The 21105-nt window shown below is 58.9% G+C and carries 17 protein-coding genes; 12 read left to right on the top strand and 5 right to left on the bottom strand.

Annotation, left to right across the window (positions count from 1 at the left end):
• Positions 1–74: 74 nt before the first annotated feature.
• The 3 genes from murG to Pan189_RS11470 all read right to left on the bottom strand — a co-directional run bounded on the left by murG (position 75) and on the right by Pan189_RS11470 (position 3333).
• Positions 75–1214 (bottom strand): undecaprenyldiphospho-muramoylpentapeptide beta-N-acetylglucosaminyltransferase, encoded by a 1140-nt coding sequence (murG, locus tag Pan189_RS11460; protein WP_145364051.1) that lies wholly within the window; start codon positions 1212–1214, stop codon positions 75–77.
• Complete coding sequence (locus Pan189_RS11465) at positions 1211–2407, bottom strand: FtsW/RodA/SpoVE family cell cycle protein (protein WP_310820352.1); 1197 nt, start codon at positions 2405–2407, stop codon at positions 1211–1213. Before Pan189_RS11465 ends, murG begins: the two co-directional genes overlap by 4 nt.
• 182 nt (positions 2408–2589) lie before the next feature.
• Positions 2590–3333, bottom strand: a complete 744-nt coding sequence (locus tag Pan189_RS11470; protein ID WP_310820353.1) for a DUF502 domain-containing protein — start codon at positions 3331–3333, stop codon at positions 2590–2592.
• A gap of 167 nt (positions 3334–3500) precedes the next feature.
• On the opposite strand from Pan189_RS11470, the gene Pan189_RS11475 reads away from it, so the two are divergent.
• Positions 3501–5333 (top strand): sulfurtransferase, encoded by a 1833-nt coding sequence (locus tag Pan189_RS11475; RefSeq protein WP_145364053.1) that lies wholly within the window; start codon positions 3501–3503, stop codon positions 5331–5333.
• A 59-nt stretch (positions 5334–5392) separates the two neighbouring features.
• Positions 5393–5527 carry a hypothetical protein gene (locus tag Pan189_RS21385; protein ID WP_310820354.1) on the top strand — a complete coding sequence of 45 codons (135 nt, stop codon included), beginning with the start codon at positions 5393–5395 and terminating at the stop codon, positions 5525–5527.
• A 51-nt stretch (positions 5528–5578) separates the two neighbouring features.
• On the opposite strand, the gene Pan189_RS11480 is transcribed toward Pan189_RS21385, so the two are convergent.
• Positions 5579–5827, bottom strand: a complete 249-nt coding sequence (locus Pan189_RS11480) for a hypothetical protein (RefSeq protein WP_145364054.1) — start codon at positions 5825–5827, stop codon at positions 5579–5581.
• Between the two features lie 144 nt (positions 5828–5971).
• Here Pan189_RS11480 and dnaE point away from each other — a divergent pair, with 144 nt between their 5' ends.
• From dnaE to Pan189_RS11530, 10 genes are all read left to right on the top strand, one after another.
• Entirely contained in the window at positions 5972–9544 is a 3573-nt protein-coding gene (gene dnaE / locus Pan189_RS11485) for a DNA polymerase III subunit alpha (RefSeq protein ID WP_145364055.1), read from the top strand.
• 75 nt (positions 9545–9619) lie between these two features.
• Entirely contained in the window at positions 9620–10372 is a 753-nt protein-coding gene (locus tag Pan189_RS11490) for a hypothetical protein (RefSeq protein ID WP_145364056.1), read from the top strand.
• Between the two features lie 27 nt (positions 10373–10399).
• A complete protein-coding gene (bioB, locus tag Pan189_RS11495) occupies positions 10400–11455 on the top strand; it encodes a biotin synthase BioB (RefSeq protein WP_145364057.1) in 1056 nt (351 codons plus the stop codon).
• Positions 11456–11532: 77 nt separating this feature from the next.
• Complete coding sequence (locus Pan189_RS11500) at positions 11533–12273, top strand: flavodoxin family protein (RefSeq protein ID WP_145364058.1); 741 nt, start codon at positions 11533–11535, stop codon at positions 12271–12273.
• A gap of 151 nt (positions 12274–12424) precedes the next feature.
• Positions 12425–14551 carry a terpene cyclase/mutase family protein gene (locus Pan189_RS11505; RefSeq protein WP_310820355.1) on the top strand — a complete coding sequence of 709 codons (2127 nt, stop codon included), beginning with the start codon at positions 12425–12427 and terminating at the stop codon, positions 14549–14551.
• A 103-nt stretch (positions 14552–14654) separates the two neighbouring features.
• On the top strand, positions 14655–15152 hold the full coding sequence (locus Pan189_RS11510; RefSeq protein ID WP_145364060.1) for a CBS domain-containing protein: 498 nt from the start codon (positions 14655–14657) through the stop codon (positions 15150–15152).
• A 59-nt stretch (positions 15153–15211) separates the two neighbouring features.
• A complete protein-coding gene (locus tag Pan189_RS11515) occupies positions 15212–15958 on the top strand; it encodes a 2-phosphosulfolactate phosphatase (protein WP_145364061.1) in 747 nt (248 codons plus the stop codon).
• Positions 15959–16025: 67 nt separating this feature from the next.
• On the top strand, positions 16026–17687 hold the full coding sequence (locus Pan189_RS11520) for a glycine--tRNA ligase (protein WP_310820356.1): 1662 nt from the start codon (positions 16026–16028) through the stop codon (positions 17685–17687).
• 99 nt (positions 17688–17786) lie between these two features.
• Entirely contained in the window at positions 17787–19082 is a 1296-nt protein-coding gene (locus Pan189_RS11525; protein ID WP_145364062.1) for a tetratricopeptide repeat protein, read from the top strand.
• A 114-nt stretch (positions 19083–19196) separates the two neighbouring features.
• The gene (locus tag Pan189_RS11530) at positions 19197–20045 is read left to right on the top strand and encodes a polyprenol monophosphomannose synthase (RefSeq protein WP_145364063.1); all 849 of its coding nucleotides are present in this window, start codon (positions 19197–19199) and stop codon (positions 20043–20045) included.
• 66 nt (positions 20046–20111) lie between these two features.
• Here the strand turns inward: Pan189_RS11530 and panB are convergent, their stop codons facing one another.
• On the bottom strand, positions 20112–20888 hold the full coding sequence (panB, locus tag Pan189_RS11535) for a 3-methyl-2-oxobutanoate hydroxymethyltransferase (protein WP_310820357.1): 777 nt from the start codon (positions 20886–20888) through the stop codon (positions 20112–20114).
• Positions 20889–21105 lie beyond the last annotated feature (217 nt).

The following is a 21105-nucleotide window of genomic DNA, read 5'->3' on the forward strand; positions in this document are numbered from 1 at the left end:
ACCTCTGACATGGCCTTACAATAACAGGTGTTGTCTCAGCCGAAAGCGTTGCCGCGCGGTTTGCTTCCCATTCTTCATGCCGCGTGCCGGGCAGCCGCGGTATCGAGTATCGCCTCACAGACTCGCTGACTGGCATTCGGTCGTGCGAGTTTCGCCATGGCAGCCGCCATTTTGCGACGCTTCGCCGCATCGCTGAGCAGCCGCTCCATCGCGGCAGTGATCGCGCCGGTTGCAGTCTCCGACCGCTCCGAGATGACGTCAGCCGCGCCGTATTTCGCCAGATGCAATGCGTTTTTCGTTTGATGGTCGCGAATCGCACCGGGGTACGGGATACAAATCGCAGGCACTGCCGCGCAGGCCAGTTCGGCCAGACTGGTCGCCCCGGCCCGCGTTACGGCAAATCCGGCGGACCGATAATGTTCGGGCAAGTCATTAAAGAATGCTCGCACTTCGGCGTCGATGCCCAATGTCTGATAACGATCGCGGACCATCTCCACATCAGCCGACCCGGTCTGATGAATGATTCTCCAACCGGCGAGCCGATCTCTGAGCCGTTCGGCGGCCACGAGCGCCAACTGGTTGACCCCACGAGCCCCCTGACTTCCTCCCAGTACCAATATCGACGTGCGAGATCGACCAAACGACTGAGCGTGCAGCGCGGCGACAGTTTGATCAACAGGATTTCCTGTGCATTGCGTGGCGACCGACCGCGGCAGTAGTTCGGCGGTCTCCTCAAACGACGTGCAAACGAGGCTGGCTGTCCGGCTGAGCCAACTTGTCGCGCGGCCGGGCACGATGTTTTGCTCCATGAGTATCCGCCGGACTCCCGTCATAGAAGCCGCGGCAACGAGCGGGACCGAAGCGTAACCGCCGAGCCCGATCACCGCCGCCGGCGATTTCTCGCGTAGCAACCGAACGGCCGCCTGTAACGCTTTTCCATTCTTGTAGGCGAAGCGAACCGGATTTCCGCGTAGCGAGGTCGACGGTTCGAGCGGAAGCGAAAGATGTTCGAACCCGGAATGTGCCAAAACGGTCGATTCGATCGCGCGACCGGAGCCGACGAAGATGATTCGGGAGTGCGGCAGCGATGCTCGAATTTGATGCGCCACCGCGAGCCCCGGCATCAAATGGCCCCCGCTGCCGCCGCCAGCGAATAGGAACGTCGGACCCAGTTCAACTCGGATCGGAGTCGCCGGCAGAGAGATCAACGTCATCGGCCAACTCCCGAGTGAGCGGGAATGGCGACACGTTGCCAGTGCGGTCCGGTCAGCATTTCAGGCTCGGCGGACAGTTCGGCATCTTCGCTGCGTGTCGTCTTGACCCGTTCGAGCCCCGCCATCGAGACGATCATCCCCAAGGCGGTCAAACTGACGACGAGGTTGCTGCCCCCGTAACTCAGAAACGGATGCGGAATGCCTTTCGAGGGAAGCAGCGCTGTTGCAACCCCGGCGTTAATCGTGGCCTGCAATGCGAGTTGGCACAGCAATGTGACGCCGACCAATCGGCGAAACCGACCGATCCCCGGTCGGGAGAGCAATTTCAGCCCCGACACGAACAGCACCATCCAAGTCGCGATGAGACCGAGCGTCCCGACGAGGCCGAGTTCTTCACCAAGGACGGCAAACACGAAATCGGTATTCGGCTCCGGCAGGAAACTGAGCTTTTGCCAACCACGGCCTAAGCCGGTGCCGGTCCATCCCCCCGATCCCAAGGTGATCAGCGACTGCCGAAGTTGATAGGGGGCTGATTGCGGATCAGCCCAGGCTTTCAAGAAGCCTGTGATTCGTTCCCACTGATAGGGCCGAAGCATAGCCAGCGCGATGGCCGCCGGGATGACTGCCGAGCCGAACAGGGCGAACCGCCACAAGGGGGCTCCGGCTGCGAAAATAAGCACCGCCAAGCCGATCGCCAAGAACAACGATGTCCCGAGATCAGGCTCCAAGAATACGAGCGGTATCAACACCCCGGCCGGCACCATGAGTAGCGGGCCGCGAAGCAATTGAGGAACTTTCATTCGCGATCGCTGCGCGATGAGAAACGCCGTCATCAATGGAAGCACTAATTTCGCCAGCTCGGATGGCTGAAGCGAGACGCCAGCGAATCGGAACCAACGGCGGGCCGCATTGACCTCGGTTCCGATCCCGGGCACCAGAACCAGCAGCAGGAGCACTGCGACCGCGGCAAAGGCGAATGGACTGAGACGAAACCACCACTTCGGCGGCAGCAGGGCGGCGGCGACTCCTCCGACCAAACCGATGCAAAACTGAGCCGCGTGTCGCCAGAGATAGGCCTCTTCGCGGTCCGTCGGACGCGACGTGATACTCGCACTCTGCACGAATAGCATTCCGCCGGCGACAAGAATCGCCGCGGCGCAGATCATGACACGAGCTTCGGGACGGAGAGCCATGCCCGAGTGATCGCGAAATCAGGCCGTTTCGGCAATCCCGATCTGTCACCCAGAAGCGATTTCAATACCAGCCAGAGGCGCAAGCCGATGGTCGATCAACCAGCGATTTTCCCGACGTCTTGCGCCTCGGGCTTGTATACGAGGCGATTTGATACCGCTTCTAGCCGGATGGTACGGAACGTCTACGTACTGCCATCGTCCTGGTGATCGACGGCAGGTCTGCCACTGGTTTCGTAGGTTTTTGACGTCCCGTCTTCGGGTTGATATGGGATCGTCGGGGGAAGGGTGAGGCCGCCTGACATCAGTAATTTCCAGACGTCTTTTGTCGGCCAGTCGGTATACACAATTTTCTCTTCTGGAAGGATCAACGTGTAACCGGATGGCGGAAACAAGACCAGTGGTACGTAGACGGCGACGAGCGAACTGCCGTCGGGTTGCTTCGACTTCGTCATCAGATAGCCGGCCATCCGCGTCTCCGGTTGAGGAAACGGGACCAGCACGACGGTATCGACATCAGCCAGGCCAGGTCTCCCCGTCATGGCATGGACGGTGTCCCGAATGGCTGTGTACAGCGTCGAAATGCCCGGAATCTTTTCGAAGAACCAGTTCATCAGCTTTTGCAGCCGCAGCCGCGCGAGCAGTCCCATCAGAAATAGAAACGCGACCGCTGCCACGATCGACAGCAACGGCGCCCAATAGGCCAACGCCGTGTCTTCCGCGCTCTTGGGCAGCACCAGCTTGAGCAGCGGATCGATGAAGTACGAATTGATCAGAAAATAGATGTATTGGAAAATTGCCAGCAGAACGACGATCGGCAGGATAAATGCCGCCCCACCCATCAACGTTCTCACGAGCCAACCGACGCCACTGCTTCCGATGGATTTCGAAGTCTGCTGTTCGGGTTGTTCGTCATTGCTGTTTGCCATGGTGATCCTCTGAGAACTTTGCGCGGGCTGCTGACTCATCCTGCTCGGACGGGGGCGCGGTCACAACCGGGGCATTACTGATCTGCGTTGAATCGCTTCCCGACGGCCTCCATCTCGGTTCTTGAATCACGGTTCAGCCCGCCGAGGTCTCCCGGTATCCTGCGTGCATGATGAGCTCATCGGAGTCGACGCAGCCCCCCGAAGGGCTCCCGATCGCCAATATTGCCGCCTACAAATTCGTGTCGATCACCGGATTGGCCGAACGACGGTCGATGTTGCGCGAGCGATGCAAGGACCTCGGCCTTAAGGGGACGATTCTGCTCAGTCCGGAGGGCATTAATCTGTTCCTCGCCGGGCGTCGTTCGCCTGTCAGTGAGTTCGTCAACGAAATTCAGATAGATGCCGAGATCGGTGAACTCGACGTGAAGTGGAGTTACAGCGAGAGCCAGCCATTCAGCCGGACGCTTGTGAAGGTCAAGCAAGAGATTATCGCCTTCGGCGTCGACGGAATCGCCCCCGGCCGCAGCACCTCGCCCAAGCTCCCGGCGAAAGAACTTAAGCAGTGGCTCGACGAAGGTCGACCGATCACCCTGCTCGACACGCGGAACGACTACGAGGTCCGGCTCGGCACTTTCGAAGGGGCCGTCCCGATCGGCGTTGACCACTTCCGCGACTTCCCCGCAGCCGTCGAGGAGCTGCCGGAGGAAATGAAGGATCAGCCGGTCGTCATGTTCTGCACCGGCGGCATCCGGTGCGAAAAAGCGGGGCCGATGATGGAGCAGGCCGGCTTCCGCAGCATCTTCCAACTCGAGGGAGGCATCCTCAAATACTTCGAGGAATGCGGCGATGCGCATTACGACGGCGACTGCTTTGTGTTCGACCAGCGCGTCGCCGTTGACCCGGATTTGCGTGAAACCGACACGAAACAATGTTTTTCGTGTCAGGCGCCGCTGACTTTGGAGGAGCAGCAGTCGGAGCTTTATGAGCCGCCGGTGTCGTGTCCGCACTGTCATGAGTCGTCGCAGGAGAAGATGCAGCGATTACTTCGCTACCGCGAAGAACAGATGAAAGTCATCGCCTCGCCCCTGCCGGGAAGCAAGCCGTACGAGCTGCGCCGCCCGATGCAAATCGCCGCGAAACATGCCGGGCGGGCCTTGCGAGACGTTCTGATCGAGATGTTCCCGGGCGTTTCGACCAAAGAGTGGGACGATCGATTTCGCTTGGGTCGCATTGTGTTTGGCAATGAAACAGTCCTCCCCGACCGCATTGTCACGGCGGGCGAGCGGTACGAAAACGTGAAGCCGGAGGCGGTCGAGCCGAACGTGAATGCCGACATTCGCTTTCTCTACGAAGACGACGCGATCGTCGTGGTCGACAAGCCCGCCCCGCTGCCCATGCACCCGTGCGGGCGATTCCAGCGCAACTCGCTCACCTATCTGCTCAATGAGCTTTACGCCCCCCAGGTGGTCCGCATCGTTCACCGGCTCGATGCCAATACCACCGGCGTCGTCGTGCTCGCCCGCACAAGAGATGTGGCCCGCAAGCTGCAACCGCAGTTCGCGCGAGGCGAAGTCGAAAAGACGTACATCGCTCATGTACATGGTCACCCGCCAAGTGACGAATTTACCTGCGATGCCCCCATCGGCAGCGGCTCCGTTGAAGCGGGGGCCCGTGAAATCGATGAATCCGGCCTCGCCTCTCTGACCCGTTTCCAAGTCCGCGACCGCTTCTCCGACGGTACGGCTCTTGTCGAAGCGATGCCCGAAACGGGCCGCACCAATCAGATCCGGCTCCACCTGTGGCACTTGGGCCACCCGATCATCGGCGACCCAACTTATCAACAGGATGGCGTCCGAGAGAACCGGCAGACGCTATCGGTTGATGAACCACCGATGCGGCTGCACGCGGTCGAACTGCGCCTCCGGCATCCGACTACTGGCACGCCGATCCGATTTGAATCCGCGTTGTCGAAGTCCATGGGCAGCAATACGAGTCTCTGACCGAGTCACCTCATCTCCGGCACGACGCATCCACAGCGAACCTCCCCAGCCGCTGGCTCGTGCTGAAGCAAGAAGACGGCGCGATCGACGAACTCTACGACCACGAGAATCTCGGCAACACGGCCGAAAAGGCAGAGCCGCGGTGCTCGATTACAAAGGATGTGCTGGGGTGGGAGCTACCTGCGGTGAACTGATCAGTGACTGGCTGCCTCGGATTTGAAACGACGGATAGAGAGGGCTCGAAGTCAGACAACTTGCTCGTACTCCATCGTGATCCCCGGTGCTTTCGCGTCCGCATCGAACCAGTGTTTGTTGACGGCACTGACTCTCACACCGAGATCAACCACTGTTACGCCGTCGCGGCTGAACCGCCGTTTCGACAACTCAACGACATTGAGTTCCGTTACGAGGCGAGATAGCCGCAATAGGAAGTCGACAGTACCGTCGTCGATGGCAAAGACGCGGAATTCGCTCTCAAACTCAACGGGCGGCATTGGCGACTCCTCATTCGGTAGAGGAATGCGAAGGTAACGATTTCTGAAGAGCATCATACGGTTCTCTCTAACCGTTTCGATCCTCCTGTCCACCGGCTAAGATCACGCCGTCCCGCCCATCCGCGTTGACGGAGCAACTGCCTGATGCCTGAGTCTCGGCCCTTTGCCCACCTGCACTGCCATACGCACTACAGCCTGCTCGACGGGATGACGCAGATCCCCGATCTGGTGCGGTCGACTAAAGAGATGGGCATGAATGCCGTGGCGATCACTGACCACGGCAATATGTATGGGGCTCGAGAGTTTTACTCGGAGTGCCGGGCGAACGACATCAACCCGATCGTCGGCATGGAAGCGTATATCGCACCACGTTCACGCAAAGAGAGGGGGGGCGCCAGCCGGGTCAAAGAAGCGAGCTTTCACCTCACACTGTTGGCGATGAATCGGCAGGGCTTCCAGAATTTGGTGAAGCTCTCGTCGCTCGCCTATCTGGAAGGCTTCTATTATAAGCCGCGGATCGACAAAGAGATTCTCGAAGAGATGGGCGAGGGGTTGATCTGCCTGTCGGGCTGTGCGGCGGGCGAGCTGTCGCATTACATCCTCGGCGAGCGGCAGGACGAAGCGACGGAGCTCGTCCGCTGGTATGAGCGGGTCTTCGGCGACCGCTTCTACATGGAAATTCAAGACAGCGGCACCGAGATTCAACGCATGTGTAAGGAGGGGACGGTCGACCTCGCCCAAAAGCTCGGCTTCCCGCTCGTCGCCACGAATGATGCCCACTACCTCTGTGAGCACGATGCCAACGCGCATGACGTCTTACTATGCGTGAACACGCACGCGCAACGCGGCGATACGAATCGCATGAAAATGGAGACGGAACAATTCTTCGTCCGCTCTCCCGAAGACATGTACGCCGCCTTTCCGGGCTTCGAGGACGCCGTCGCCCGAAGTCAGGAAATCGCCGATCGCTGTGACATTCAGCTTGAAGAGAACCCGAAGTATTACCCGGTCTTCACGCCGCCGGATCAGAAGACAGACACCGAATACCTCCGCGAAGTCTGCGAAGAAGCGCTCGTATGGCGATACGGCGAGGGCTACGACCAGAAGTATCAGGACCGGCTCGATCTTGAACTCGGCGTGATCGAGCATATGGGCTATTCGAGCTACTTCTTAATTGTGTGGGACTTCGTTCAATTCGCGAAGAAGAACGATATTCCCTGCACGGCTCGCGGATCGGCTTCCGGGGCGATCGTTACCTATCTCTTAGGCTTAAGTGACCACTGTCCGATTGAATTCGGACTGCTGTTTGAACGATTCTTGGATAAGAGCCGCAAAGAGCCGCCCGATATCGATATCGATTTCTGTCGAGACCGTCGGCAGCTCGTCATCGATTACACGAAAGAGAAATACGGCGAGCAGTGCGTTGCGCAAATCGGCACCTTCGGCACATTAAAAGCAAAGGCAGTCGTCCGCGATGTCGGCCGTGCCCTCGGTGTGCCGCTGCCGCGCGTCAATGAAATTGCGAAAATGGTCCCGGATACACTGGGGATTAAATTAAAAGATGCGGTCAACGAGACGGCCGAACTGAAGCAGGCTTATGACAGTGATCCGCAAATTAAAGAGCTGATCGAGATCGCATATCGGCTCGAAGGCCTTGCCCGCAGCGCCGGAACACACGCGGCGGGCGTGGTGGTCGCCGACCAGCCATTAATGGAGTTGCTGCCGCTGCAGGTGATCACGGGCAAGGCAGACATCATCACGCAATGGGATGGCCCCACCGTCGAAGACGCCGGCCTTCTTAAGATGGACTTTCTCGGCCTGCGGAACCTGACGATTCTCGACAAAGCCGTGAAAAATGTGAAGCAGCACCGCGGTGTTGAAATCGTGCCGCACCTGCTTCCGCTTGAAGATGAACAGACTTACCAACTTCTCCAACGGGGCGAGACGAAAGGCATCTTCCAGTTAGAGTCGGGAGGAATGCGCGACCTACTGACAAAAATGAAGCCCGACTCGTTTAACGATATCATCGCCACCAGCGCGCTGTACCGTCCCGGCCCGCTTGAGGGCGGGATGGTGATGGATTACGTCAACGTGAAGAACGGCCGACAGGAACCGGCCAAGGTCCATCCTCTTGTCGACGAGGTCCTGGAAGAGACCTACGGCGTGATGGTGTACCAGGAACAGGTGATGCAGATTCTGAACCGCGTCGGCGGTCTGGAACTGGCCAGTGCGTATCGCTGCATTAAGGCGATCTCAAAGAAAAAATTAAAAATTATCGCCGACTTCCGAGAGGAATATGTCAGCGGAGCAAAAAAGCAGGGGATTGACGAAAGAGTCGCGGTCGACCTGTTTGAATTGATTGAGAAGTTCGCGGGCTACGGTTTTAACAAATCACACAGCACGGCTTATGCGGCGATTGCGTATCAGACGGCTTACCTGAAGGCTCATTATCCCGAAGAGTTTATGGCCGCACTGCTCTCCTGCGGGATGGAGAGTAGCGATCGAATTAATGAGCACGTCGACGATGCGCGACGGATGAAGATCGAAGTGCTGCCGCCCGATGTGAATACGTCTGACGTCGAGTTCAGCGTAGTCGTCGTCGACAAAGGGGCGGAAGGCGAACGCCGGGTGATCACATTCGGCATGGGGGCCATCAAGGGCATCGGCGAAAACGTGGTGCAAGCGATCGTCGACGAACGGACGGCAAACGGCCCATTCACAGACATTTTTGATTTGACGGAGCGAGTCGACCCGAAGGTGCTAACGAAAGGCATGTTGGAGATTCTTGTGAAAGCCGGCGCTCTCGATTCACTTGGAGGAACGCGGGCTCAATATTTTCTGGTCGTCGAACGAGCCGTCCAGGCGTCGATTCAGCGAGCCAAGGACAAAGCCGCCGGTCAGAAGAACCTGTTTGGTGGCGACGACGAGCCGGACGGGGAAGAAGAAACGGCGTCCATGTCCCTGCCCGAAACGCCCGACTGGGGCCGGGCGCAGAAGCTCGCGGCCGAGAAAGAAGTCCTCGGGTTCTACCTCACATCCCACCCACTCGCTGAAGCGGGGGATCGAGTCAAGAAATACTCCACGCACGACATTAAGCACCTGGCGGACCTTGATGACGGAGCCGAAGTGCTGATCGGCGGCATGGTCGGCGCAATCAAGTATGCCCAAACCAAAAAACCCAGTCGCAACGGACATTCCAAGTACGTCAACTTCGACTTCGAAGACGAGTCAATGACCGTCCGCTGCATCATGTGGCCGGAAGAATTCCACCGATACGGCGAACAGGTGAAGGCCGAGGAAATCTTCTACCTGCGTGGTCGGGTGGACCGACGGGGTCGAGAGCCGAACATTATCGTCAACAAATTGCTGACGCTTGATGATGCCGAGCGGGAATTCACGGCGCAGGTCGTCGTGCGTTTCCGCAAAGGGCTACATGAGCAGCGGCAATTGACCGCCGCTCGCGACGCCTTGCAACGATTTCCCGGTGAGACCGACATTGTGATCCTTGTCGAATCGGCCGACCCGGCCGACCCTGATGCGGTCGTTCGATATCGATTGATGACCCCCGGCTATCTGCGGGTCACCGCGAATGCGATGCTGCGAAGGGAACTGACGGACATCCTCGGCGAGGAATTTGTGCGATTTCATTCGCCATCGAAACGTCGCGTGAGCGACTCGGGTAGCAATGGGCAGGGACGCACGGGCGATGCAGCCTGACGCGATCTTCACACGAAATCGCCCCGGACCTACCATACCCGCAGTCAATCGAAATCGCCGTTCGGACTGGGCCATATGTCAGAGACGCAGACACCACCACGCACGCGGGACGAGGAACCAGTTTCTGCAGGCCTCGGCCGTTCGATAACGGGTGTCATAACGCGTTCGGCGTTGGTGGCCGGGCTGCTCATCGGAATCGTCGGGCTGGTCGCCAATGCGTGGATGACCGACCGGTCGACACCCGAAGTCGCAGATGTCGGCCGCGACTTGATCGTTGCCCCCGAAATCGTGCCCTCCAATACCGGCGCGGCCTCGACTCGCGCAGAAACTGATGACGAAAATCCGCTCGCACGATTGGATGCGAGTGACAACGAACTTCCTGAAGTCCCGTCTCAGCCGCGGAATATTGATCCTGACGCTGCGTTGATTGAAGCCGCGATCGGAGTCTGGACGCAGGAGAATACGGGCACGCGGACGTTGACCGTCGCGCCGGACGGGACGGCAACGATGCATGTGAATTTCGATTGGTTGACCGCTTTGGCGATGGGCTCGGAGGTCACGATCGACATTCGCTGGTCAATCGATGACCGAGTATTGACCTTCGAATCGGTCTCGGGTCGGCCGGAAGCCACGTTCAAGACCATCACCAACAATTATGGCAGCCGGATGGTCCGCGAGATCACGAAACTTGATGAGAGCCTGTTCGTACTCAAGAGCCTGACCAGCGGCAAAGAATCTGTCTGGTATCGCGTTTCTTCGCCGTCGGCGTCGACAGGCTCCGACCCTGTTCCGCTTCCGCCGGCGTCGGTAAACTCCGGGCGGGAATAATGGTTTTTCGGCGAAGGCGGAACTGGCATGACGGCACAACTGACGGAAACTTGGGGCGATATCGCTGCGCGTGCTCTAGAGGGCCGAAAGCCTTCTCGCGATGAAGCGTTACAGATATTGCGAGCTGACGATGACGCGGTCCCGGCTCTGGTCGCCGCGTGTTACGAAGTACGTCGCGAGTACTTCGGCCGGCAGGTGCAGTTGTATTACCTCAAAAATGCCAAGAGCGGATTGTGTCCGGAGGACTGCGGCTACTGCTCTCAGGCGATCGATTCCTCGGCCGACATCAGCAAGTACACGATGCTGAACGAGGCGAAGCTGATGGAAGGGGCTCGCGCGGCGGCCGCTTCGAATGCGCGGACATACTGCATCGTGGCGTCGGGGCGCGGGCCGTCGAATCGCGAAGTCGACCACGTCGCCAATACTGTCACTAAGATCAAAGACGAGCTCGGGCTGCATGTGTGCTGCTGCCTCGGCATCCTCAAGCCCGAGCAAGCCCTGAAATTGAAGGCCGCGGGCGTCGATCGCATCAATCACAATCTCAATACCAGCCGACGTTTCACCCCTGAAATCGTGACCACCCACAGCTATGACGACCGCCTCGACACGCTGCGGATCGCGCGGGAAGCCGGCATGGAGCTGTGTTCCGGCATGATTGTTGGAATGGGAGAATCGGACGAAGACCTCGTCGACGTGGCGTTCGAATTACGAGAACTCGACGTCACCTCGATTCCGATCAACTTCCTGATTCCGATCGACGGGGCGACGATCGAATCGTCGACCGAGCTGACGCCACGCGACTGCCTGCGGGCACTCTGTCTGTTTCGCCTCACCAATCCCCGTTCGGAACTCCGCATCGCCGGTGGTCGCGAGGTGCACTTGAGGTCCCTGCAGGCGATGTCGCTCTACGTCGCAAATTCGATGTTCGTCAGTGATTACCTGACGACGCCGGGGCAGGCGGCGCAGGAAGACTTCAAGATCATCGATGACCTCGGCTTCGAACTGGTTTACCCGGAAGGGAAACCGGGAGACGCATCGGAAGCTACCGGCAGGCAAGCGTGCGAAACTTCCTGCCGAGCGTGAGCGCGTTCACGGTCCGTGTGTCGTGAGCTGATAATTTGGTCCCTTGATTCACCTGAAACAGGCATGGAACCGACGTCATGAACGACAAGCAACGAGCACTGTGCAAAGCGCACGATTACGACTTCTCCGATCTCTCGGCGGTCTTGATCAATTGCACGCTCAAGCCGAGCGGGCAGTTGTCTCACACTGAGGCGTTGCTCGACGTCCCGAAGTCGATCATGGAGGCCAATCAGGTCAATGTGACGGTCGTCCGAGCCGTCGATTTCGATCTGCCCCCTGGCGTTTATCCCGACATGACGGAGCATGGCTTCGGCAAAGACGATTGGCCTGAACTTCGTAAGCGAGTGATGGCCGCCGAGGTTCTCGTCCTCGGCACGCCGATCTGGCTCGGCGAAGAAAGTTCGGTCTGTCGCCGCTTGATCGAGCGGCTCTATGGTGAATCGGGCGATCTGAATGCGCAGGGACAATACATCTACTACGGCAAGGTGGCGGGCACGATCATCACCGGCAACGAGGACGGAGTGAAGCACTGCGCGATGTCGATTTTGTACGCACTACAGCACCTCGGCTACACGATTCCGCCACAGGCTGATGCGGGGTGGATCGGTGAAGCCGGGCCGGGTGCTTCCTATGCGGACGATGGTTCCGGTGGTCCCGAAAACGACTTCACGCAGCGGAACGCGACCTTCATGACGTGGAATCTGATGCACATGGCCCGACTCCTCAAAGATGCCGGAGGAATCCCCGCACATGGAAATCAGCGGAGCGAGTGGGATGCGGGATGCCGGTTCGATCATCCCAATCCCGACTATCGCTGAATGAGGTCGGGTAAGCGAGGGAGTCTGCGACGAGCACATGACAGTTCGCATAAGCCGTTGGCAGGCTTCGCCTTGAAGGCCAGCATCGCACAGAATACGATCCGCGCTGCGAAATACGCATTCCTGCGCATGAGCCATGGAAGGGCTGAGAATGGATTTCTCGCACCGACGGATCGACCGATTGACGTTGCCGGACGCTGACTCGGCGACGATGTCGGTCGCGACCGACCAATCGGACCGGCTAACCACTGGCATCGAGAAAGCCAGTGAATGGCTGCTCGCTCAACAAAACGGTGACGGGCACTGGTGCGCGGAACTCGAAGGGGACTCGATCCTCGAATCCGAGTTCTTTCTACTGCTGACCTATTTGGGTCAGCAGCAGACTGATCTGGGGCGGCGTCTCGCAAACGAGTTACGGTTTCGGCAGGCAGACCACGGCGGCTGGGCCATTTACCCGAACGGACCTGTCGACGTCAGTGCGTCGGTCAAAGCGTACTTCGCGCTCAAGATCGCCGGCGACTCGCCCGATGCCCCGCATATGCGTCGCGCGGTCACCGCGATCCGCGATGCCGGGGGCGCAGAGCGGGTCAATAGTTTTACGAGGTACTACCTCGCGTTACTCGGCGCGATCGCCTATCAGCAATGCCCGGCCGTTCCGCCGGAACTCGTGCTGGTGCCCAGTTGGTGCCCGTTCAACCTCTACGAAATGTCGGCGTGGTCGCGGACCATCGTTGTTCCGCTGAGCCTGTTGTGGGCTTTCCAACCGGTCCGCGAACTGGCTCCAGAATTTCATATCCGCGAGCTATTTCTTCGATCGCCCGAGGAGCTACCGACCTGCATGCCGCCCGATTTGGTCGACGAGCGCGGTGGGCGGGACTTTTGGAAATCGTTTTTTGGGAGGGTCGATTCGACCTACAAGTTCTGTGATCGGCTTCGATTCCGCCCGCTCAGAGCATGGGCGGTCCGGCGCGCGGAGCGCTGGCTGCTTGAGCGATTCGAGGACAGCGACGGTCTCGGGGCAATTTTCCCACCGATCATCTGGAGCATCGTCGGCCTGAAATGCCTCGGATACAAAGACGATTCTCCTGAGGTCTCGTCCCAATTTCACGAATTGGAACGACTTTGCATCACCGAGGATGATCGAACCCGGCTCGAACCGTGTCGTTCTCCGGTGTGGGATACGGCGATCGCTTCGCTCGGTTTGCGAGAGGCAGGGATCGAGCCGACAGCAGAGCCACTACGAACCGCTTCGAAATGGTTGCTCGACCGCGAGGTTCGCCGGTTCGGCGACTGGGCCATGCGTTCGGAAGCCGTGGAGCCGGGTGGTTGGTGTTTCGAATACCGCAATGCCTTCTATCCCGATGTCGACGACACGGCGATGGTACTGATGGCGCTGCTTCGTTCGCTCCCAATCGATAGCGATGCAGAATGGACGGCGGAATTGCTGCTCGACACGACGCAGCCTGATGAAATTGCGGATCGATTGATCGTCTCCGCTCAGGATGTCCAGCCGCAGGAAGCGGCGCGAAACATTGATGCTGTCGTTCCGCGGCTCGCCGCGATGAAGCGGGGACTGCGCTGGCTATTGGCGATGCAGTCGAAAGATGGGGGTTGGGGTGCGTTCGACAGAGACAACGTTCGTCATTTATTCACAAAAGTTCCGTTCGCCGATCACAACGCGATGATCGACCCGAGTACTGCGGACCTGACTGGGCGACTTCTCGAAATGTTCGGAATGTTCGGCGTGCCGAAAGAGCATCCGGCGGTGCGACGTGCAATTCGTTTCGTACTCGATCAGCAGGAGCCGGACGGCTCATGGTTCGGTCGCTGGGGCGTCAACTACATTTATGGCACTTGGCAGGCGCTGGTGGGACTGCACGCGATCGGCTTCCAACCGGATCACCCGGCGATGCGCCGCGGCGCTCAGTGGTTGATCGACTACCAGCAGGCCGACGGCGGCTGGGGCGAAAGCGTGGCCAGCTACTCTGATAAAGAGTGGCGCGGTCGCGGAGTCACGACCGCTTCTCAAACGGCATGGGCCTTGATGGGTCTGATGGCCGCCGGGCAAAGTGATTCGATCGCTGTTCGTGACGGCATCAATTATTTAGTGGAGACGCAGAATGCCGAGGGCGTTTGGGATGAAGCGGAGTTCACCGGGACTGGATTTCCAAAAGTCTTCTATCTGAAATATCATTACTACCGAGCTTATTTCCCGTTGATGGCGCTCGGTCGATATCGGCGCCTGACCCGGCAGGAAGAGTTTAAGCCGACGTGTTGACGCGGCGTGTCAGTATTTTGATTGTCAATCCGTTCGCCGGCGCGGCCCGGTTTCACGATTTGGCTTACATATTCTTCGAAAACAAACCGCAGCAGTACGACCGATGAGTAAGCTTCCCGGACGACTCGGACGACTTGCAGCCCGCGATGTCATGACGACAGAAGTCATCGCGCTCCGAGAAGACTCCACGATCGCCGATGCGATCGCCATTCTGAAGCAACACCACATTACGGGTGCGCCGGTCGTCTCACCGGATGAGCACAAGTTGGTCGGCATATTCTCGACGAGCGACGTCGTCGAGCCGTCGAGTACCGTAATGGTCGACCCGCGGCACACCGGCCGCACGACATGGGCGCTGCTTGAGAAAGCAGGCATCAGCACTTTCACTGACGATGACCATGAGTTGCTCGTCCGCGACCGCATGACCCGCACGGTTGCCTCAGTTCAAGAACGGGCTCCGATCGTCGATTGTGCCCGCATGATGTGTCAGGGACATTGGCATCGTCTGCCGGTCCTCGATGTGAACGGCCGATTGATCGGCATCGTCTCTACCATGGACCTCCTCGCCGCAATGGTTCATGCCGCGGACGAAGACGCTTAGGGCGTATGAACCCTCCACCGCGCTTGTGAGGTCGCCCCGCGACACCTATCATCCGCCGCATGTCCGAGCCGCTCGAAGTCTCCGTTCATTTGTTGCCCAAGCTCGTCGAGCCGAAGGACCTCCGCGGACGGACGGTGATCATGATCGACGTCCTCCGCGCTTCGACAACGATCTGCACCGCATTGAGAAACGGTGCCGAACGAGTAATTGCCTGCGGCTCCATCGAAGAAGCCCAACAGCGAGCGGCCTCGCTCTCACCGCGACCGCTTCTGGGCGGTGAGCGTGGCGGAGTGAAGATCGACGGCTTCGATCTCGGGAACTCGCCGCTGGAATACGTCCGCGAGGCCGTCGAAGGTCGCACGATTTTATTCACAACGACTAACGGCACGGCCGCGCTTCTGCATGCGAAAGAAGCGAGCGCGATTCTGATCGGCGGGTGTGTCAACGCGAAAGCAGTCGCCGTCGCGGCAAAATCGCTCGGAAAACCGATCGCCATTTTGTGTGCCGGCACAAACGGCCACGTCACGATGGAAGACACGCTGGCCGCGGGGCTGCTGGTCGCCGAACTCGCGCAGACACCGGAGGAAGAACTCGCCAATGACGAGGCGATGATGGTCCTCGGGCTCTATGTCTGGGTCGGGAAGGTCAACAAGGAGTTCGCCGGTTCGATCGAAATGAGCTATGGCGGCCGGAACCTGCACGCGATCGGCCGCGAGGAGGACATTCCGATCGCCGCGGAAATTGACAGCGTCCCGGTCGTCCCGCGGTTCGACCCGAACACGAGTGAAATTCGCGTTGTCGAGTAATTGAAAAGACACAAGCCCGACGCGCAAGCGATGCGCGTCGGGCTTGTTTGAGGAAAAGGAACATTCAATGTCTAAGCCCTCGATGGAAAAGATCGTCGCCCTCTGCAAACGGCGGGGCCTGATCTTTCAAGACTCGGAAATCTACGGCGGCCAGAACGGCTTTTGGGATTACGGCCCGCTCGGCGTGCTGCTGAAGCGAAATGTTCGCGAGGCGTGGTGGCACGACATGGTCGGCAGCCACGACGAGTTGGAAGCACCCGCCGGTGCGCCGTCGCCCTTCGACATGGTGGGTGTCGAAACCTCGATCATCATGCACCCGCAGGTCTGGAAGTGCAGCGGCCACTACGACCTGTTTCACGACTTTATGGTCGATTGTCGAGAGACCAAGAGCCGCTATCGCTTCGACCATGTCGTCGGTCAATTTGCGACTGCGAAGCACGCGAAAGAAGACGATGCCGAGCCGGTGACACTCTTCATAACAGTGGCGGGCGACTCGGATGACACCGGCGACGCTCTGATTACGCGGGCCTGTGAGGTCTTCGGTCTGAAGAAAAAGAAGGCCGATCGCATCGAGTGGAGCGGTTCGATCACACCGCTGAGTAATGCCGTCGAGCTTCCGGAGTTCTCTTGGGACACGACGGTCGGTCCCGAAGCATCCAAGCCGGGCACGTTGACGGAACCCCGCGAGTTCAACTTGATGTTCAAGACGACGCTCGGCGCCTTGGGTGGCGACGCCGACGCGGCATTCCTTCGTCCGGAAACGGCGCAGGGCATCTTCGTCAACTTTAAGAACGTGCTCGACAGCAGCCGGGTGAAAATCCCCTTTGGCGTCGCGCAAGTCGGCAAGAGCTTCCGCAACGAGATCACGCCGCGGAACTTCACGTTCCGCTCCCGCGAATTCGAACAGATGGAAATCGAGTTCTTCTGCCATCCCAACCAGTCGTCTGACTGGTACCAGTACTGGCGCGAACGCCGATTCGCCTGGTACAAGGGCCTCGGCATCTCGGAGGAGAACCTGATTCTGCGGGAGCACCACAAAGAGGAACTGGCGCACTACTCAGTCGGCACGGCTGATATCGAGTACGCATTTCCGTTTCTTGATGACGGCGAGTACGGCGAATTGGAAGGCGTGGCTCACCGCGGCGACTTTGATCTGCGTTCTCATACGGAAGGCAAGCTCGTCAACAAGGGCGGCGAACTCGTCGTTGAAGAGGGTGAGGATGGCAAGCCGAAGTATCGCGGCAGCGGCAAGGACCTTTCATATTTCGATGATCAGTCACGCGAGAGGTTCATCCCGCATGTGATTGAACCCTCCGCCGGTGCGGACCGGGCGACATTGGCGTTCATTTGCGAGGCCTACTACGAGGACGAGCAGCCGGACGACAAAGGTAACATGCAGTCGCGGACGGTGATGCGATTTCACCCGCGGATTGCCCCGATCAAAGTCGCGGTCCTGCCTCTGATCAAGAAAGAAGGCATGCCGGAGAAAGCTGCGGAGATCTATCGTGGTTTCAAAAAGGCCGGCATTGAGGCCTTTTATGATCAGCAGGGCGCGATCGGCCGCCGCTACCGTCGGCAGGACGAAGCCGGAACGCCCTTCTGCGTGACGATCGACGGCGAGACCGCCTCGGATGGCAAAGTCACGCTCCGCGATCGCGATTCCTTGGAGCAAAGCCGCATAGCCGTCGACGAGATTGTCGCTGCGATTTCGGAGAAAGTTCGCGGATGAACCTTGGATTCGCCGTGAATGATTCGACGTAGTGCGTTGACCCTCCCTCCAGCCCCCCGATAATGCGGTTGAGGGGCCCGTTACGCAGGGAGTCGAACAATGTCATTTCGCGGTTTGTCGTCCATCGTTGTTTTGGCAACGCTTGTCGCTGCATCGACCGCGGTCGCGCAGACGCTGAATTCAGGCGGGGACCGCGGACGTACACAAGTCCGCTCACCCACCCAACAGATCAGCCCGGGCAACTACCAGCAGCCACCGCAACAGTTCGCCCCCAGTCAACCGGCTCCGAATCAGACTCGCGGCTACCAATACGATGGCCGTAACCAATCCCGTGGTGGCTACGACTATCGCCAGAGCGGTGGATACGGTTATGGCCGAGGCAGGTCTTACGGGAATTACGGCTTCGGTGGCGGGTACGGACTTCAGGGCGGATATGGCTACCGTTCGTACGTCGGTGGATTTGGCGGCATCGGCGGATTCGGTGGCATCGGCTATTACGGACCGTCGTCCGTATCCATCAACGTCGGGCCATTCAGCTATTATCGCGGTCCCGTCGGCGGAATCGGATTCGGAGGGATCGGATACCAGCCTTACATACCGCAAACGATCAATTCGCAGCTCGGCTACGGATATCAAGGCGTCAATCCGCTTGGCAATCCGGCGTTGCAGGAAGCCTGGGCCGAAAACGATCAGCGGTGGAATCAGCCGATCAACCCCGGCGATCCTGCTCAACTGCTCGATGGAATCCCGGATCCTCCTTCGACCGAAGCGATGAAACGCTCGTTCCGCCTTGAGGCACAAGGGGACGAATATTTCCGGCGGCAGGACTACAGCGAAGCCTACAAAAAATATCGAGATGCGGCCGCAGCAGCACCGGGACTGGGCAGTCCGCACTTTCGGCTCGGATTTGTGCTGATGCAGTTGAGTCGATTCGATCGGGCCGGACGGGAGTTTGCCCTCGGCACGAAGGTTGATCCCACGCAAGTGACGATCGGCACCTCACTGGATGAGTTGTACGGCGATAACGAAATTGCAAAGTCGGTGATGAAGGATCGGCTCACCACATGGGTGACGGAAGACATTCGCGATCCGGACCGCCTGTTCGTGTTGGGTGTGATGATGCACTTCGATGGTGATGATCGTGCCCGCGAACCTTTCGAAGCAGCTTGGCGGCTTAGCGGTGGCAGTAAAAAACTGTCGGCGTACTTGAACCCCGTGAAAATCGAAAAGGCCGACGCCAACGATGGTCTGCCTCGAGCAGCTGATCCGAACGCTGGCGAACTCGGACCACAGTTACCGCAGGAGCAAGGCGCACCGTTACCGGAAGACGGTGGTCTCCCACCGCTGCCGGCACCGGTTGAACCGGTCGAAGAGATCAGTACTCCGACGATTTGAGAGAATTCGTCGGAGAGACGCCAGAGCGGGCAAGGGGTCCGTCTGACAGATCGCTCCTGACTCGTTAGACTCGCTTGGACTGTCATCCGGCGACGTTGCCGGAATTGCCATTCCATGAAGGTCGGTCGATTGGACGAGTCACAACGTACAGAGAGTGACGCAGCCGCGACCACGCCAAATTCGCGACGTCTCCTCGTCACAGTCTGCACGTACAACGAGCGAGAGAACTTAGCGAAATTGATCGAAGGGGTCAGTAAAGCCGCACCCGATGCGGATATCCTGGTGCTCGACGATCTTTCTCCCGACGGTACCGGCGAACTGGCCGACGAACTTAAAAATAGTTATCCGCGACTTAATGTGATTCACCGTGGCGGCACGCGGGGACTCGGTCGCGCGATGGTCGAGGGATTTCAATTCGGCATCAAACAGGGTTACGACTTGCTCGTGAATCTTGATGCCGACCTCAGTCACGACCCGGCAGCGATCCCGAGCCTTGTCGCCGCAATCGACGAAGCAGATGTCGTGATCGGCTCGCGTTACGTGCCGGGCGGCGAGATTCGGGGGTGGGGACCGCGTCGACATTTCATGAGCCGCGGAATTAATTTCTATTCCCGCGTCGCCCTCGGCTTGTCGTCACGCGATATCAGCGGTTCATTTCGGTGCTATCGCGTCAGCACGCTCGCGAAAATCGACTTCGACCAAATCATCTCGCACGGCTACGCCTTCATGGAAGAGATCATTTTCCGCTGTCGGCAGACCGGAGCGAGGATCGTTGAACGACCGATCATTTTTCTCGATCGCGAAGAAGGTGAGTCGAAGATCAATTTGGCCGAGTGCTGCCGCGCCGTGGTAAACATCGCGACGCTTTGCTTGGAACGCCGCAAGACGCAGCGCAAGTCGACCGCCAAAGATTCGCCGGCCGAGGTGCCTTCGGATCCCTCGGTCACGACCGTGAAGTCTTGAGTTACGGTCAGAACGCCATCAAAAGTTTGTCGCACCACACCGTTTGATCGCGTTACTTGAACCACGCTAATCGTGGGAATGCTCGTCGGTCGGAAAATTACCGCTTTGGACATCGGCAACGTATCGGCCGGCCGCGTCTTCGACGATCGTCGCGAGATCGACATACTGCTTTAGGAATTTCGGGCGAAAACCGGTGAGCCCCAACATGTCGGGGCCGACAAGTACCTGGCCATCGCACTCTGGACCGGCGCCGATTCCGATCGTCGGGATTTCGAGAGATGCGGTGATTTCGGCGGCGAGGTCTTGCGGGATCAATTCGAGGACCACGGCGAACGCGCCCGCCTCTTGTGCTGCGAGCGCATCGCGTTTCAGGCCGGTCGATTCGCGTTGGATACGGCTCATTCCGCCGAGTGCGTGCACCGCTTGAGGCCTTAACCCGACGTGCCCCATGACAGGAATGCCTGCATCGGCAATCGCGCGGATCGTTGCCGACTGCTCGCGTCCGCCCTCCAATTTGACCGCGGCAGCGCCGGATTCCTTGAGGATACGTCCTGCGCTTCTCAGAGCGTCTTTCGGGCCGACCTGATAACTCATGAATGGGAGGTCGGCCACAACCAAGGCCCGACGCGTCGCCCGAGCCACGATCTCTGCGTGGTAAATGATCTCATCCAATGTAACCGGCAGTGTCGTCGACTTGCCCTGCACGACCATCCCGAGCGTGTCGCCGACGAGAATCGCGTCGACGCCGCCGGAATCGAACAAACGGGCCAGTGGTTCATCGTAGGCCGTCAGCATGGCGAGTTTTCGCCGACCTTTGGCTTCTCGGAATTTTGGAACCGTCATTCGCGACCGCCGCGATGGGGCTTCGCTACTCTTAGATGACGAACTGTCGGGCTTCTCGGGCATTGCGGGTTCTCAATTCAGGATCGCGGAGCGCGTTCGCCAGAAGGGACGGCTTGCCGCTAAGACATGTTCGCGACCTGTCCGCACTCGTCAACTAAGCCGCGGTATCGTGCAATATTGCCGTTTGAGCAAAATTGCCTGATCAAAAACGCCACAC

The sequence above is a fragment of the Stratiformator vulcanicus genome, from assembly GCF_007744515.1.
Classification (GTDB): Bacteria; Planctomycetota; Planctomycetia; order Planctomycetales; family Planctomycetaceae; genus Stratiformator; species Stratiformator vulcanicus.